Below are 15,412 nucleotides of genomic sequence, written 5' to 3'. Positions count from 1 at the left end.
CCTAATAGTATTGCCTTATTTTTTAACCTTGTAACTTACTGTCTTCAGTAATGTAATTATTAGTAATTTACTGTGATAATAAGCAGTAATTATTAGTAACTAATATTAAACAATGGGATATTTTTTTGTAGTGAGTTACTGCTTTTCAACCCCATGTTCTCCACAGTTTTCAATAATCAGTGACTGCTAGGTACGCGTCCATAAAAATGTGTCTCTTGCACGTACACTTAGGGTGGTGCATAATATATTGACAATAAGAAATTGTATCTTATTGACTTAATAAATAAATGTTTATTAGTTTATACGGATATAAATTAATTACTTCAGCTAAATAATTTTTGGCTAAATAATTTTTAGTCAAACGGTCTTTAGTTAAGTAACATTCGCAGTTAAATAACAATTGGCTATTGCCCGTAATGCTTATCGCCCCCCTATCTACGAATAATGACGGACGGTTACGGACAGTTACTTGAGCGTATCATGGAAGCCAGCGCTAGTCAGCTAACAGATAAGGGTAACCGTTTATGTTCGCTACGTTTATGATCGACCAGCTTGATGCGCTGATGCTCGCGCGTATCCAGTTCGCTTTTGTTATCTCATGGCATATTGTATTTCCTGCCTTTACCATCGGTCTTGCCAGCTTTTTAGCTGTATTAGAATATCGTTGGCTCAAAACCGGTGAACCAATTTATGCCGAAGTCTATAAACACTGGGTCAAAATATTCGCTGTCGTCTTCGGAATGGGGGTGGTATCAGGCGTTGTCATGTCCTATCAGTTCGGTACCAACTGGGCGGTTTTCTCCGATAAAGCAGGTAACGTCATTGGCCCTCTGCTCGCCTATGAAGTCTTAACCGCGTTTTTCTTAGAAGCTTCATTTTTGGGTATTATGCTGTTTGGTTGGGGCCGCGTTAGCAAACGTATGCACTTTGCGTCAACTGCGATTGTCGCTGTTGGTACGCTAATGTCAGCATTTTGGATTTTGTCGGCTAATAGCTTTATGCAGACCCCGCAAGGCTTCATGGTTGGCGCTGATGGCCTACTTTATCCAACTGATTGGTTAGAGATTATCTTTAATCCATCCTTCCCCTATCGCTTTGCACACATGGTAACGGCGGCGTTCTTGACCACAGCCTTTGTCATCGGTGGTATCGGTGCTTATTATATTCAATCTAAAAAACATCCCGAACACCGTAAACATGGTCGTGTGATGTTGGGTATGGCGATGATTATGGCCATTTTCGTCGCGCCAGCGCAGGTGTTGATTGGTGACATGCATGGTTTGAATACGCTTGAGCATCAACCAGCTAAAGTTGCTGCGATGGAAGGTCTTTGGGAAAATGAGCGCGGTGCGCCACTGGTGCTATTCGCCATTCCAGACCAAGAAGCGCAAAAGAACCACTATGAAGTCAAAATTCCTTATGTGTCGGGTCTAATCTTGACTCATTCATTAGATGGCGAAGTAAAAGGGCTTAAAAATTGGGCACCAGAAGACCAACCGTACGTTCCTATTGTATTTTGGTCATTCCGGGTCATGGTTGGTATTGGTACGTTGATGGTGCTTGTGGGTCTGTTCAGTGCCTACAAATACTTTAAAAAGCAGCAATTTAATCCTGAAAGTAAATGGTTCCACCGTGTTTGGATGATGATGACCCCACTTGGTTTTGTCGCGCTCCTTGCAGGTTGGTTTGTTACCGAAACCGGTCGTCAGCCTTGGACGGTATATGGGGTGATTCGTACCGCTGAAAGTATGTCACCGGTTGCCGCGCAGCAAGTTGCAACCACCCTCATTGGCTTCATTGTGTTGTATATCGTGGTCTTTGGTGCCGGTAGCTTTTATATCCTAAGTTTGATTGCTAAAGGACCTCAACCTTATGAAGATCCTGCGGATGATAACTTCTATGAGCATTCTATCACCGAAGGTCAGGGACGTACGTTGAGTGGCGATAGTAATGCGAGTGAAAAAGTAGAACAGGATTCAGCTGAAGATATCGATAAGCCAGCGAATGATAAAGAAGACGGAGGGTTACGCTAATGTTTAACTATGGTGATGTATTAGATTTACCCCTAATTTGGGGTGGCTTAATTGCCTTATCCGTCTTCATTTATGTGTTGCTCGATGGCTTTGATTTGGGCTGCGGTATTTTATTTCCGTTTGCCGGCTCTGATAAGAACCGTAGCCGAATGATGAACTCAATCGCGCCATTCTGGGATGGTAACGAGACTTGGCTGGTATTGGGAGGCGGTGGATTGTTCGCTGCTTTCCCAGTGGCTTACGGCATCATTATGACTGGCTTATATCTGCCCGTGACCTTTATGCTGTTTGGTCTTATCATGCGCGGGGTGGCGTTTGAGTTTCGCTTTAAAGCCACCTCTCATCGTTACGTATGGGACACTTTCTTTTTTATCGGCTCTGTGGTCGCAGCCTTTTCCCAAGGCGTGATGCTGGGAGCACTGGTACAAGGGTTAGAGGCCAGCAATCGTTTATATTCTGGTGGCCCTTTCGATTGGTTCACGCCATTTGCTGTCGTCTGCGGTTTCGCCCTTATTATCGGTTATGCCCTTCTTGGCTCGACATGGCTCATTATCAAAACTGAACACAAGCTACAAGTCTGGGCACGTAAAGTATCGAGCTGGATACTATCAGCGCTGGTATTAGCGATGGTGGTGGTAACGATATTTATGTACTTCTCAGATATCAAAGCGCTTGAAGGATGGTTTGGCTTCCCAGGGCTGTTATATCTAGCGCCCATGCCAATTATCGTGCTGTTATTATTCTTTTTGATGCATAAAGACTTAGCAACTGAGCGCGAATATCGTCCATTCTTATTGACTGTGGCGCTGTTTTTAATGGGTTATATTGGCGTTTGTTATGCCATGTTCCCTTATATTGTGCCTTATCAAATGACTATTTATGAAGCCGCCGCAGCCGATACCTCACTATCATTTATGTTGATTGGGGCCGGTATTATGCTACCGATTATCCTCAGTTATACTGCTTTTGCCTATTACACCTTTAAAGGTAAAACGAATCATGAGCATATGTACTAGGTAGCATAAATACTGTTTTGAGCTATGAGAATATATAGTAGCTGCCGCCAATCATTGCGGCAGCTTAGTTTAACAAGCTACAGTTGATCCTAAATAAACGTAATACTACCAAGCATAGTTGCTACTAAAACCTTATTTGATTGCTCTTATGGTGGTGGAGGCGATATGATTTTTCTTCAGCCGTTAATGAAAAACTTACAAGGGATTAACGATAACTAAGAGGTCATCATGAAAAAGCTCAGTAAAAAGCAAACACAATGGGCATGGTTTATCGGCTTATATTTAGCAGGTTTTTTGACTATCTTTATTATTGCCCAACTGATTAAGCTGGCAATGGGTGTTTAGATTGCTATCTGTAACTGGCTCTAATTGGTTTCATTCAATAACAAGAAGAACGCAGCGCTGAAAAATCATCAGCGCTGCGTTTTTTCGTTTAACAGCTTTATCTTTAAAGGCTTTATAGCTTAGCTCTTTTTTAAAGAAAACTAAGCACCACGGTGATCGCCTACCCCTTTAGTCTCAATAAAGCTATTCACCTGTGTTAAGCGTTCTTCTGTACCGACATCTATCCAGTTGTCAGTGATGACTTCTGCGGTTACCTGAAACTTCATCATGGCCTGCTTCAGTAATGGCGCTAGGGCGGCAGGCTGTCCAGTTACTAGCCCATCAACCAAGCGTGGCGACACGACACTGACTCCAGCAAAAGTATATTTATCATCATCGCCAACGGCATGCTCACTGGCCAAGCCATTATTAATAGCAAAATCACCACTGCTATTATGCTCTGGATTATCTATCAGTAATAGATGAGCACGCTGATCTGCTCCTAGCTCATAGTCTTGCAAACGTGCAAAATCAAAAATCGTCCAAACATCAGAGTTAACTAATATAAAGGGCGCCTCTTGTAGCTTGCCCGTTTGTAGCGCCTGAAAAATACCACCCGCTGTTTCTAAAGGTTCATCGTTCTCAACTGACCACTGTAATTTCACGCCATATTGCGAGCCGTCACCTAAAGTTTCCATTAACTTGTCCGCAAGCCATGACGCATTAATAGTGATATCAGTAATTCCCGCCGCTTGTAGTGCTTTAATATGCCAAACAATAAGCGGCTTGCCGCCCACCTCAACCAAAGGCTTGGGGGTATCAAGGGTTAATGGACGCAGGCGCGTACCCTTGCCAGCAGCCAAAATCATTGCTTGCGTTATTGCGGCCATGAGCGCTCCTTATTTTTATAAAGTTAATTTTCTAATGGTGTGAAAGCTAGTGATGTTTTAGAACACTACATTGAATAGATATAGCTAAATATACTGCTGTGAAAACTTACGTTGATAGGCTGGCAAGACAGTATCTATTAACCATATATTGAATGGCAATACCGCTTGTTGAATACTATTACTGCCATATGCACCAAGCCACTCCAGCTCAAACATTAGATCACGCATGACTTTGGGTATATCAGCCAAATAGCGGTTTTTACCATCGCGTTCAGATAAGCGGATAAAAATTCCTAATACTTTTAAATGTCGCTGCACGCCCATAACATTGACGTCGCTTTCAAGCTGTTCTGCGCTACTGCCAGTAGCCAAACCAGTAGCTAAACTTGCCTGCTGCTGCAATTGCCAAAAGTCATGAATCCAGTTCGATACTTGGCTCTCTGGCCATTCCACGTAAGCATCACGCATTAATGAGACTAAGTCATAACTATAAGCACCAATGACCGCGTCTTGGAAGTCAATCACGCCCAATCGTGAGTTGTCTGCTTGATCCTGCATAAGATTACGACTGTGATAATCGCGATGAACGATGACCTGCGGCTGCACCAAAATTTCTGCTATCAACGCAGATTTTAGGTTATCCCACAGCGTCTTATCAAGGCTTACCCCAATATAAGGTATAAACCATTCACTAAATAGATCCATCTCGCGGGTTAATAGCGCCGTATCATAATCTGGCAATTGATGCTGAGATCTTGCGGTCTCTACCGGTACATTTTGTAGCGCTACCAACGTCTGCATCGCCAGTTGATAATAATCATTAACTTGTATAGCTTCAGCATCGACCAGTAGATGGGCAAACTCTATCGTCCCAAAATCCTGTAGCACCAAAAATCCTTGCTCTACATCTTGGGCAATGAGCTCTGGCACATTGATTGCGGGCGACATCAGCTTGGCCACATTAATAAATTGCTGCAAAGCATCTTGCTCGTCAGCAGAATCCATGACAATATAGCGCGCCGCGTCCGTACCCTTGCTGTCTAGGCTATCTGAATTATCTGGGCTATCTGAAAACTGAATACGATGATATTGGCGGGCGCTAGCATCACCGGGCAAGCTATCAAGCGTAAATTCTTGGTTTGCAAACACTTGCTGTAGCCAGTATTCTAGCTGCTGCTGGCGAGTGTTAGCGGCCATATTAGTCAGGTCAGGGTTCAAAAGCATTTTATCTGTCATATCTTTGTTTATCATATAAGGGCATCGCAGGTTAAATATCAGTTGTAAATAACTAAAGTAGTAATAAATCAGGCAAATACTTGCTAAAATGGTGAGCTTTTTGACTCAAAATGGCTGTTATAAAATAGGGCTTAAACCCTGATTTGATGTATGGCGCTGATCATGAATCTAAAAAACGCCTTGCTACGTCATGAAATTTGGTTAATAGTGTAGCTGATTTGGTTTTTTTTGACTATGCTAAGTGGTCAATGCATGCAAGATGACCGGATATTAACAGTCATCTTATCGTATCGTGGTCGTATAATGGTTTATTAATAGATCACTATATAACATACTGAGCACAGTTATTGTGCTGCTCCATTGCTTTACGTTCTTCTGCTACGCTTGCGCTTTGATTTAGTACCAAATATTAAATAAGATTAGCTTAAATAATCTTGCTCAACCGAATAACATTTCGGGCTAAAAAATTACTGGCTAAATAGCCGTATTAAGCTAAATACCGCGACCCAATAGGCTCTGCAATCATAGGTGTGCCCTTGTTATATTCTCCGCTTTACCAAAGCATTCGTTTGATTTTATTTGGTGCATTAGGCTTGACTGTGAGTGCGGCTGTCACAGCAAATGCTGAAGTGCAAACGACTGAGCCGTTTATAACTGCTAGCACCAGTGTCAGCAGCAGTATTTCTGACGCTGATTCTGATATTAGCGCCAATAGTAGCGTTAATCAGAGTATTAATGAAAGTGTCTATACTGACCCTGATATTAACGCTAATACCAATACAACAGACCCCAATACAGACACCATTACCCCAATTACTGACAAAACTGATGCTGACACTGGTATTAAAAGTACCGACGATACTGCCCTCCAGTCATTGGACAATCCTAACGCTGGCGATAGTTTTAATAATAGCAATAAACAAGACAATAATAACGCCTCACGCGCACGCCAAAGCATGGCAACTGATCCTGCGATTGATGGCAGCCGCCTTGATTTCAGCGATGAGAGTATTCAAAAAAGTTTGCAACGCTTGGCAGAATTTTATGAGCTTACCCCCGATACTGACACTCCGACATTAAACAGTACCGATACCGTTAATACAATAGACAGTAGCACTCAGAATCCAGCTTCGATAGCAAACAATACGCGACAGCCTACGTCGGATAGCCAAGCTAACCGTCAATCTATGCGCCAATTGGGAACAAATTTAAACCTGCTTCCCAATTCAATAGATAGTTCTCAACGCTGTGAAGGTCAGTGGGTCTATCCTAAGCGTAATCCTAATTATCAGCGCGCCGTCAATGAAGCCAATGCGACTAATGGACAAATCCCTACTAATTTAACTGGCACTCCCAATAGCCAAGCAGCTCTGTTTGCAGAATCTGATTATGGTTATTATGATAATATCGATTATGCTGAATTGTCGGGGAATGTCATTATTGATCAGGGTACCCAGCATATCGAAGCGGATAAAATCGTGCTGGATTTAACCAATGGCGTGGCTGGCGCACAAGGTAAAGTATTATTTACTGATCAAGCTACTGGCACTGTTAGTAATGGTACTGTTAATAGTGGCAACGTCAATAATAGCAATAGACCTGCTACGCAACTAACGCCTGGCAATACTCAGAATAATAATAAGACCACCATTAGCGAAAAAGCCTCACAAGGCGGTTTAATTGGTGTAGCAGATAGCTTGGCTTATAGCACTGAGACTGGACAAACAACCGCAAATAATGTGGCTTTTGCCAGTGTGCCCTTACAGGCACACGGCTATGCCAAGCGACTTAACCGTCCTAATGAGAGTCAATATGAGCTGGATAAAGTGATGTTTAGCACTTGTCCGCCCACTGACCGTAAATGGCAACTTGAAGCTGAAAGCATCGACTTAGATACCGATACCGGACGTGGTAAAGCCTACGACACCACTTTCCGAATCGCCGATGTGCCGGTATTTTATTTGCCTTACTTCAACTTTCCTATCGACAGTCGGCGCAGTAGCGGATTTTTGTTACCCAGTGCCAGTATTGGTAGCGAAAGTGGCCTTGAAGTCGATATCCCCTATTATCTAAACCTAGCACCCAACTATGATGCCACGCTGAATACTCATATCTATACCAATCGTAACCCCATGCTCTCAGGTGAGTTTCGTTATTTAACTGAGGCGTACGGCGAAGGTATTTTCAACGGCTCGTATTTGCCCAATGATAAAGAGTATGACGGCGAAGATCGCAGCAGCTTTTTTTATGATCACTATTGGTCATCAAACAGTATCCCAAGATTAAGCGGCGATGCCAAATACAGCTATGTGTCCGATGAAGAATATCTTAATGACTTTGACACTTTAGGTTTATCAGACAATACGTTGAATCTACCAAGGCGCGCGCGGCTTAATTACTATAATGATTATGTGACCGGTGAGCTAAAAGTCGAGACCTTCCAAACACTCGATGCTTTCACCAATACTGGTGAGACGCTAAAAGATAAAGACAAACCTTACTCACGTCTGCCGCAGCTAAAGCTGAACTATAGGCTGCCGTGGTTGGAGAGTTTTGATATCACTGGCGTTCATGATTCTGCCTATTTTAAAAAGTCTATCGACGATGGCTCTGAGGCCGAAAAGAGTGGCGCACGCATTTATAATAAAATCAGCGCCGCCTATCCTATTGAGTCCGCATGGGGTTATGTTAAGCCAAAAATCAGCTTACAGCACTTATATACTTCATATGACCAAGACAGTTTAGCGGACAATTCGCTCAGTGAAAAAGACGGCAGTCAGTCGGTATTTGTCCCGCAAGCCAGCATTGATGCCGGTTTGCACCTATACCAAGCTGGATCGCCGTTCGGGGCCTTTGATGATACCTTAGGTGGTTATCAGCTGCTAAGTCCACGGCTTAAATACACTTATTCGCCCTTTAAAAACCAGAATGATATTCCTAACTTTAATACCCGTATTGCCTCGATTAACTATGAGCAGTTGTTTTCAGACAGCTGGTTCTTAGGCCATGACCGCTTGCAAGATTTGCATGCCATTACTCCTGGGGTCAATTATCGTTACATCGACGCAACGGGTGTGACACGTTTTGATGGTAGCATTGCGGAGCAGTTCTATTTAGATGATGGTCGCGTTACGCTTGAGGATCAAACCCCTGTATTTACGACTTCATCCTCAGGAATGGTATGGGATGCGAGTGCCCAACCTTACAACAACGTTTGGGTTGATGTCAGCGGCGCGCTTACCAACAGTTATGATTTAAATTTCATTACTACTGAATTGCGTTATCAGCCATCAGATAATAGTTTGTTTAACGTCGGTTTTGTTAAACGTCAACGCGATAATAATACCAATCAGCTGCCGTTATCCGCATTTACGGCGTCGGCGATTTTTCCTATCAATAATAATTGGCGCGTGCTGGCGCAAGGACAATATGATTATCGCAGTGATAAAATGCTCGACGCTCTCGTCGGCGTTGATTATGAAGATTGTTGCTTTGGCTTTGCAGTTTATGGTCGCCGTTACTATAATGACCTAAATATCAAAGACAAGCCTACCCAAGCAATTATGGCAGAGATTAGGCTCAATGGTCTTGGTAGTGGTGACAGCCGCTTGACCCGATTGCTCGCGGATAAAGTTCTTGGTTTTGAGCCGGTACAGACTGCATGGAAAGATTAGCGAACAAGATATCAAAATATAAAGCCAGCTGTTTATTAACCTAAATACTTACGTGACAACATTGCGGACGACTTTATTCAACTTATAACTATTTAGCTTATAATGAATCCCGTTGACCAACTACTATCCGATGCGATGACATTGATGAGGAGCATCATGAGATTTTTTTCTTTACGTCAGACTGGCCGCGCTGTACTGTTTTCTATGGGTATGAGCGCAGGCCTTGTGCTTAGCCTCAACGCCCAAGCGGCAACGGTTAAACCTGCAACTGTACAAGCGGACGCCAAGGCTGTGAGCCAAAATAGCAGCGCCCGTTTAACGCCTGCTAATAGCACTGATGGTATCATCGCACTAGTCAATGATAACGCCATTCTTAAAAGCGATCTGATTGATGCTGTCAATCAAACTCAAGCACGGGCGCAGGCTGCAGGTGAGCCGATTGCTAATTCAGCTCAGCTACAGTCTGAAGTACTGAATGCGCTAATTTTACGTGAGATACAGCTGTCACTGGTTAACCGTGTCGGACTGAAACCTGACGAAGCCGCTATCAATCAGCGCCTTACCCAAATCGCTCAGTCTGAAGGGCTTAATAGTCTTGCTGCCCTACAACAGCGCTTAGATGCGAGCCAAGCCGGTAGCTATGCTTCTTTACGCTCAAAATTGATCGAAGACTCTGCTATTCAATCTTTGCAACAACGTCAAATTACCAATCTTGTGCGCATTAGCGAACAAGATATTGATGCCTTTCTGGCCTCGCCTGAAGCCAAGCGCTTGAACCAAAGCGAGTATCAAACCATTCATGTGCGCGTGCCTTATATGGATGATTATAGCCGACTATCACAAGCCCAGCGCGATGAGGCGCTCGAAGTTGCAAAAGTATTACGTAACCGCCTACTAGCGCCAAATGTGGATATTGCTGCTGCCGTTGCCGCCACCCAAGGCAGCTATCCCATTCCGCTACAAGGTGGCGATATGGGCTTTCATAAAGCCGCCGCCCTACCTACAGAGTTATCAAGCGAAATCACCAAGCTTGATGTGGGTGCGGTTAGCGAGCCGTTAGTCACTCCTGAAGGTATTGACATCATTAAGCTTGCTAATAAAAAAGCCAGCGATACGATGATTATACCGCAATGGCACACTCGCCATATTTTAGTTAAGGTCGATGAGTTACAAACAAACGCGCTTGCTGAGCAAAAGGCCAACGACTTATACGATCAGCTACGTAAAGGCGCAGATTTTTCCGGTCTAGCAGCAACTTACTCGGACGATCCAGGTTCTGCTGGACGTGGTGGTGATCTTGATTGGGTTAGCGAAGGAGATATGATTGGCCCATTTGAGGCGGTCATGAAAAACACTGCTGTCGGTGACTATTCTGCACCCTTTAAAACTCAGTTTGGCTGGCATATTCTTAAACTAGAAGGTAAGCGTCAGCATGACGTAAGCGATCAATATCGCCGCAACATGGCACGCCAAGCACTATATCAACGCTTAGCACCGCAAGCCAAAGAAGACTGGTTGCAAGAGCTACGTGCCAGCGCTTATATTCAAGTGCTTGAATAATATAGCGAATATACAACGCTACACTAATTTGGTTTAAAGTAGTAATTTAATGAGGGCATATGCAAACGCATGTGCCCTTTTTTATCATGTAAAAATGAGCTGAAACGTTAGCTGGCTTATAGTAGCAAGTATATTAAGAGATATCTGCTACCCTAACAAGTTCAAAGTTGGTTCATTATTCTTGATCGGTTATATGTCATGTTCCAAGTTGAATGCTGAAGAGAGTATCAGACATACAAATTTAGTGACTAAACTTATCAACCAATAACTTAAACACAAAGAAAAGCCCCGAACCTAGGGCAATGGGTTCGGGGCTATGGCGCTTCGTGATATTATTATTATAATCTCTTCCTTGGTGACTTATCCTAAGTCGTAAACACTAGCCTATAAGACATTGGCTTGGCCTATGCTTGTATTGCTACTGCCTCAACACTGCATCCTTGCCTATCCTTGTGTTGATGACGGTATTGTATGGTAATCAATGCGTTGCGACTAGACGCCAAAGACCCTATTTGACGTAAGCATTTGCTTACAGGTTTTACGCCAGCTTGCCATATATATTAATCACCATTTTCGGCACTATTATTGCCGCTATCTTTATTGGTTTTCTGTGTGTTCTTTTGAGACCTCATGCCCCTCTTTCTTACCTTCTTTGATTTTATTTTCTGCTTCTTTGATATCTTCAGATTCGGGTGTGGGCGCATTTTGTTCCTGCTTACCGGCTTCTTCTGGCTCATACTGCAAGGTTGTCAACACCGGAAAATGATCAGAGCCAATAGAAGGCAAACGCTCAATATTGACGACGGTAAAACAAGCACTATGGAAGAGATGGTCAAGTGCCCAGCGCAAAAATGGATAATCGACATGAAAGGTATTGATAAAATGTCGACCGATGCGCGGATCTAGCAGTCCTGAGATACGTTGAAAGCGGCGGGTGGTCTTTGACCATGCCACATCATTGAGATCTCCTGCCAATATCGCAGTTTGATCATTCTCTTTGATATGTTTTCCAACCATAAGTAGCTCAGCGTCGCGGGTGGTCGACTTATCCGCTTCTGTCGGACTGGGTGGCATCGGATGCAGACAATATAGCCAAATGATACGACCGCTTTGCAAACGCAGTTGAGTATGTATGGAGGGGATGTCATCAATCATTAGATAATGAACTATAGGGTCTATCAGCTCAAGTTTAGAATACAGATGCATGCCATATAGGTTATCTAGCGGTATTTTAACCGTATGAGGGTAATCTGGCTCAATTTGGCTAAGCGCCTCCTGCCACTTTTGATCGCTCTCAAGTGTAATTAAAATATCAGGCTGTCTTTGATTAACCAGATCGACCAAATCTTGCGTCTGCTTATTAGGAGTAAGAACGTTTGAGACCATTATTTTAAGTTGATGTGCCTCGCCTTCGGGCTTAGCTTTAGCTTTTTGTACTTCTTTTTTCCATATTTTAGTATAAGGCAATACCATTCTGAGCTGAAAAGCCAATGCCACGCTTAAGGCGACAAATAATAACCACTGCCCGAACTGCCACTGCGACCAAAATATCAGCATACTAAGCCAGGCAATAATACCGAGTACCAGAATTTGTATACGCGGGAAATCAACGCTACGTACCCACCAGTTATCCAGTGGCAGCCAACCCCAGATGGTTATGAAAGCTATTAGCCCTGCCAGCAGCTGTACGCCATAATATAGTGGGGAGAAATCCATGGGGTCTATAAACCTATTATTGAGTTGATGGCCAAACCAATAGCCAATCGCAAGTGTGATGATAAAATTGTAAGTGTCATGATGAAATTATGATTGCTTTGCTTTGACAGCCAATGCTTACTTTAGCATTTCACACATCAATCGCCTACTGCTAGCCTTTAGTTATCATAAGCTATAATCAAAAAATTACCATCATAGCGCACGCATTTAAAATCAGCGATACTTATTTCATCCAGATAAACAACCTTTTGGTTAATAACCTAAAGTTATAGTGGCTATAGTTAATAGTGTTCAAAAAACAGTTAAAATTAAGTAAAACGCCTTGCTTTTTATAGTCATTCACGGCATTGTTATTGGTTGGCAAAGCCATAAATTATTGTAAATAGGATGAGGTTTAATGAGTAACTTAACGGTAGGCTTAGTAGGCTGGCGCGGAATGGTAGGATCGGTACTGGTACAACGTATGCGCGAAGGAAACGACTTCGACGGTATGACACCCGTGTTTTTTTCAACCAGTAATGCAGGTGGCGATGCGCCAAGTTTTGATGGTATTAACGCAAGCCCACTAAAAAATGCTCATGATATTAAAGCGTTAGCTGATTGTGATGTGATTATTACCTGCCAAGGTGGTGACTATACCCAAAAAGTACATCAGCCATTACGTGATAGCGGCTGGGACGGCTATTGGATTGATGCGGCTAGCACGCTGCGAATGGAAGATAATAGTATTATTATCCTCGATCCTGTCAATCGCAAGGTCATTGATAGCGCCCTTGCTAATGGTAAAAAAGACTTTATCGGTGGTAACTGTACCGTATCACTGATGCTGATGTCCATCGGTGAGCTGTTCAATAAAGGCTGGATAGAATGGGTCAGCGCGATGACCTATCAAGCAGCCAGTGGTTCAGGCGCGAACAACATGCGCGAGCTAATCAATGGTATGGGAATGCTACATGATGCGGTAAAAGATGAGCTAGCTGATCCTGCCAGCGCGATACTAGAGATTGATAAAAAGATTGCGCAGACTCAACGCTCAGAGGATTTTCCTAAGCAGTATTTTGGTGTGCCATTAGCCGGTAGCTTAATCCCATATATTGACTCGCAACTGGAAAACAAACAGTCACGCGAAGAATGGAAAGGCGGCGTTGAAACCAACAAAATCCTTGGCAATTCAGGAGCAGACAATATTGCAATTGATGGTATGTGTGTACGCGTCGGTGCGATGCGCTGTCACGCGCAAGGCTTAACCATTAAGCTTAAAAAAGACATTCCATTAGAAGAAATTGAAGCGGCACTGAAAAACAGCGGTAACCAATGGCTAGATGTGGTCGAAGATGACAAAGAAGCGACCATGAACCGCTTAACGCCAGTGGCAGTCACCGGTACATTGACCGTGGCAATCGGTCGCTTGCGTAAGCTAAATATGGGTGGTGAATACTTAGGTGCGTTTACGGTTGGTGATCAGCTGTTATGGGGCGCTGCTGAACCATTACGCCGGATGCTAAACATTATCCGCGAGCAAAAAAGCCAAGCGGATTTTTAATAGAAGTGTATTAGTAGTCATTGGCAATAAGATAAAAAAGACCGCTTAAGCGGTCTTTTTTTTGTGGGCTAATTTTACTGATATGATTTAGTACAATGTACTTAATGAACTACCCACTACCTAAGAGATAGGAGTTTCTTGGGTAATACCCATACTTATTTGCGATGTTCTGCAATAGCGGTTAGGCAAGTTTACCGAGCTATCCCCCTCGCACCGAGGGTTCACATTATTGCTGTTTTTAAGCAATTCGGTGACAGACTAACGATGATGTTATTAGATTGCTCTAAAGGTCTGAAATGCTGTTCCTTAAGTAGAATTTAGCAACTAAGCGAGATTTTGTCAAGACCCATTCACCCCACTACCTTAGAGGTAGGGGACTTCTGCGCTAAAATGTTAAAAAACCAAGCTTGAAGAACCTAAAGCATTACTTTTTCTGATAGGGAATCATAATCTCATTGCGACGCATAAACGGTAACGTCCACGGTGGGTTATAACGTGCCAGCTCAGGGGAACCGGTTACAGTTAATTTTTGACTTTGCATCCATGAGCGCAGCGTTTCTGTCTTTTCTGCAACCTTTTTAGTGCCAGCCAACCCCGAGAACTTAATGACACCATAAGTTTTAACCGGCAGCTCTGTAATCGTGATGTCTGGGTTGTTTGGTTTGGGCAGCGTTTGCAGGGTGTAACGACTTGGCATGATAAATTTTACCCGCCACTTACCATTGGATTGTTGCATACTCACGGGCGCGGTCATCGCAATTTTTTGTGACTTGTTATCTTTATTGCTAGCAGGACCATCATTAGCACCTTGTGGCTGCATCATCACGGGTGCGGTCATACTGATTTTACTACTACTACCATTTACTGCTGTGTTGTTACCAAAAATATAATCGGCTAAGGTCTTAAACCCTTGCCGACTGGCAGCATCTTGGTCACCTGTTACCCATGTTTGCGCGACGATTTGTGGATCATAGCGCCGCAGCTCAAAGTCTTCGGTTTGCGCCAAAATCGTATAGTTAGGTTCTTCGGTTGCCATGGCAGCTCCTGATATCAACAATAAACTGCCAAGCAGTGGATAAATAGCGGTCTTCATAGCCTGTCTCTCCATTCGAATGGCGCTTTTAGTACTGTAACTAGTTAATAATGAATTTAATGAACACTTTGGTTAATTAATATCTTAGTTAGTTAACGCGACTCTCAACTTAATATAGGCTATCGTAGGCTGGCGCTTTTAGCCCAGTCAATCGTAACCATTTGCCAAAAACGCTGGGCTAAAGCCACAGCCTACGCCAAAAATTATGATAGTTGAGAGTGGGGTTTAGTTACTACTTTACTTACAAGGCAGTCAATTCTTTACTTTACCAATCAACCAACTGGTTTGTCTGTGTCTTTTAAGTATAGGATAAAAAAGTGAATGAAG

Annotated in this window: 10 protein-coding genes; 6 read left to right on the top strand and 4 right to left on the bottom strand. The window is 43.2% G+C overall.

Annotated features, from left to right (window positions below; all coding sequences use genetic code 11):
* Positions 1-524 precede the first annotated feature (524 nt).
* The 3 genes from U1P77_RS02485 (at position 525) to U1P77_RS02475 (ending at position 3,394) form a co-directional block, all read left to right on the top strand.
* Complete coding sequence (locus U1P77_RS02485) at positions 525-2,033, top strand: cytochrome ubiquinol oxidase subunit I (RefSeq protein WP_414479032.1); 1,509 nt, start codon at positions 525-527, stop codon at positions 2,031-2,033.
* The gene (gene cydB, locus U1P77_RS02480; protein ID WP_321155843.1) at positions 2,033-3,049 is read left to right on the top strand and encodes a cytochrome d ubiquinol oxidase subunit II; all 1,017 of its coding nucleotides are present in this window, start codon (positions 2,033-2,035) and stop codon (positions 3,047-3,049) included. Before U1P77_RS02485 ends, cydB begins: the two co-directional genes overlap by 1 nt.
* A 228-nt stretch (positions 3,050-3,277) precedes the next feature.
* A complete protein-coding gene (locus tag U1P77_RS02475) occupies positions 3,278-3,394 on the top strand; it encodes a DUF2474 domain-containing protein (protein WP_321155842.1) in 117 nt (38 codons plus the stop codon).
* Between the two features lie 140 nt (positions 3,395-3,534).
* On the opposite strand, the gene murU is transcribed toward U1P77_RS02475, so the two are convergent.
* A complete protein-coding gene (murU, locus tag U1P77_RS02470; RefSeq protein WP_321155841.1) occupies positions 3,535-4,263 on the bottom strand; it encodes an N-acetylmuramate alpha-1-phosphate uridylyltransferase MurU in 729 nt (242 codons plus the stop codon).
* Between the two features lie 84 nt (positions 4,264-4,347).
* Complete coding sequence (locus tag U1P77_RS02465; protein ID WP_321155840.1) at positions 4,348-5,499, bottom strand: aminoglycoside phosphotransferase family protein; 1,152 nt, start codon at positions 5,497-5,499, stop codon at positions 4,348-4,350.
* A gap of 536 nt (positions 5,500-6,035) precedes the next feature.
* Here U1P77_RS02465 and U1P77_RS02460 point away from each other — a divergent pair.
* Both U1P77_RS02460 and U1P77_RS02455 read left to right on the top strand, forming a co-directional pair.
* A complete protein-coding gene (locus tag U1P77_RS02460) occupies positions 6,036-9,173 on the top strand; it encodes an LPS-assembly protein LptD (protein ID WP_321155839.1) in 3,138 nt (1,045 codons plus the stop codon).
* A gap of 156 nt (positions 9,174-9,329) precedes the next feature.
* A complete protein-coding gene (locus U1P77_RS02455) occupies positions 9,330-10,733 on the top strand; it encodes a peptidylprolyl isomerase (protein WP_321155838.1) in 1,404 nt (467 codons plus the stop codon).
* Between the two features lie 597 nt (positions 10,734-11,330).
* Here the strand turns inward: U1P77_RS02455 and U1P77_RS02450 are convergent.
* The gene (locus tag U1P77_RS02450; protein ID WP_321155837.1) at positions 11,331-12,449 is read right to left on the bottom strand and encodes an endonuclease/exonuclease/phosphatase family protein; all 1,119 of its coding nucleotides are present in this window, start codon (positions 12,447-12,449) and stop codon (positions 11,331-11,333) included.
* A 397-nt stretch (positions 12,450-12,846) separates the two neighbouring features.
* Here U1P77_RS02450 and asd point away from each other — a divergent pair, with 397 nt between their 5' ends.
* Positions 12,847-13,992 carry an aspartate-semialdehyde dehydrogenase gene (gene asd, locus U1P77_RS02445; RefSeq protein ID WP_321155836.1) on the top strand — a complete coding sequence of 382 codons (1,146 nt, stop codon included), beginning with the start codon at positions 12,847-12,849 and terminating at the stop codon, positions 13,990-13,992.
* 424 nt (positions 13,993-14,416) lie between these two features.
* Here asd and U1P77_RS02440 read toward each other — a convergent pair whose 3' ends face one another.
* Positions 14,417-15,085: an SOUL family heme-binding protein gene (locus tag U1P77_RS02440; protein WP_321155835.1), complete on the bottom strand. Its 669-nt coding sequence runs from the start codon at positions 15,083-15,085 to the stop codon at positions 14,417-14,419.
* Positions 15,086-15,412 lie beyond the last annotated feature (327 nt).

It is taken from the genome of Psychrobacter sp. LV10R520-6 (genome assembly GCF_900182925.1).
Lineage (GTDB): Bacteria > Pseudomonadota > Gammaproteobacteria > Pseudomonadales > Moraxellaceae > Psychrobacter.
This window is presented reverse-complemented; position numbering and strand designations above follow the sequence as displayed.

Bases quoted from the DNA above. Each gene is read 5' to 3' on its own strand.
- U1P77_RS02465 (WP_321155840.1), bottom strand. From the start codon at position 5,499: ATGACAGATAAAATGCTTTTGAACCCTGACCTGACTAATATGGCCGCT.
- U1P77_RS02475 (WP_321155842.1), top strand. From the start codon at position 3,278: ATGAAAAAGCTCAGTAAAAAGCAAACACAATGGGCATGGTTTATCGGC.
- U1P77_RS02455 (WP_321155838.1), top strand. From the start codon at position 9,330: ATGAGATTTTTTTCTTTACGTCAGACTGGCCGCGCTGTACTGTTTTCT.
- U1P77_RS02450 (WP_321155837.1), bottom strand. From the start codon at position 12,449: ATGGATTTCTCCCCACTATATTATGGCGTACAGCTGCTGGCAGGGCTA.
- cydB (WP_321155843.1), top strand. From the start codon at position 2,033: ATGTTTAACTATGGTGATGTATTAGATTTACCCCTAATTTGGGGTGGC.
- U1P77_RS02485 (WP_414479032.1), top strand. From the start codon at position 525: ATGTTCGCTACGTTTATGATCGACCAGCTTGATGCGCTGATGCTCGCG.
- U1P77_RS02440 (WP_321155835.1), bottom strand. From the start codon at position 15,085: ATGAAGACCGCTATTTATCCACTGCTTGGCAGTTTATTGTTGATATCA.
- murU (WP_321155841.1), bottom strand. From the start codon at position 4,263: ATGGCCGCAATAACGCAAGCAATGATTTTGGCTGCTGGCAAGGGTACG.
- asd (WP_321155836.1), top strand. From the start codon at position 12,847: ATGAGTAACTTAACGGTAGGCTTAGTAGGCTGGCGCGGAATGGTAGGA.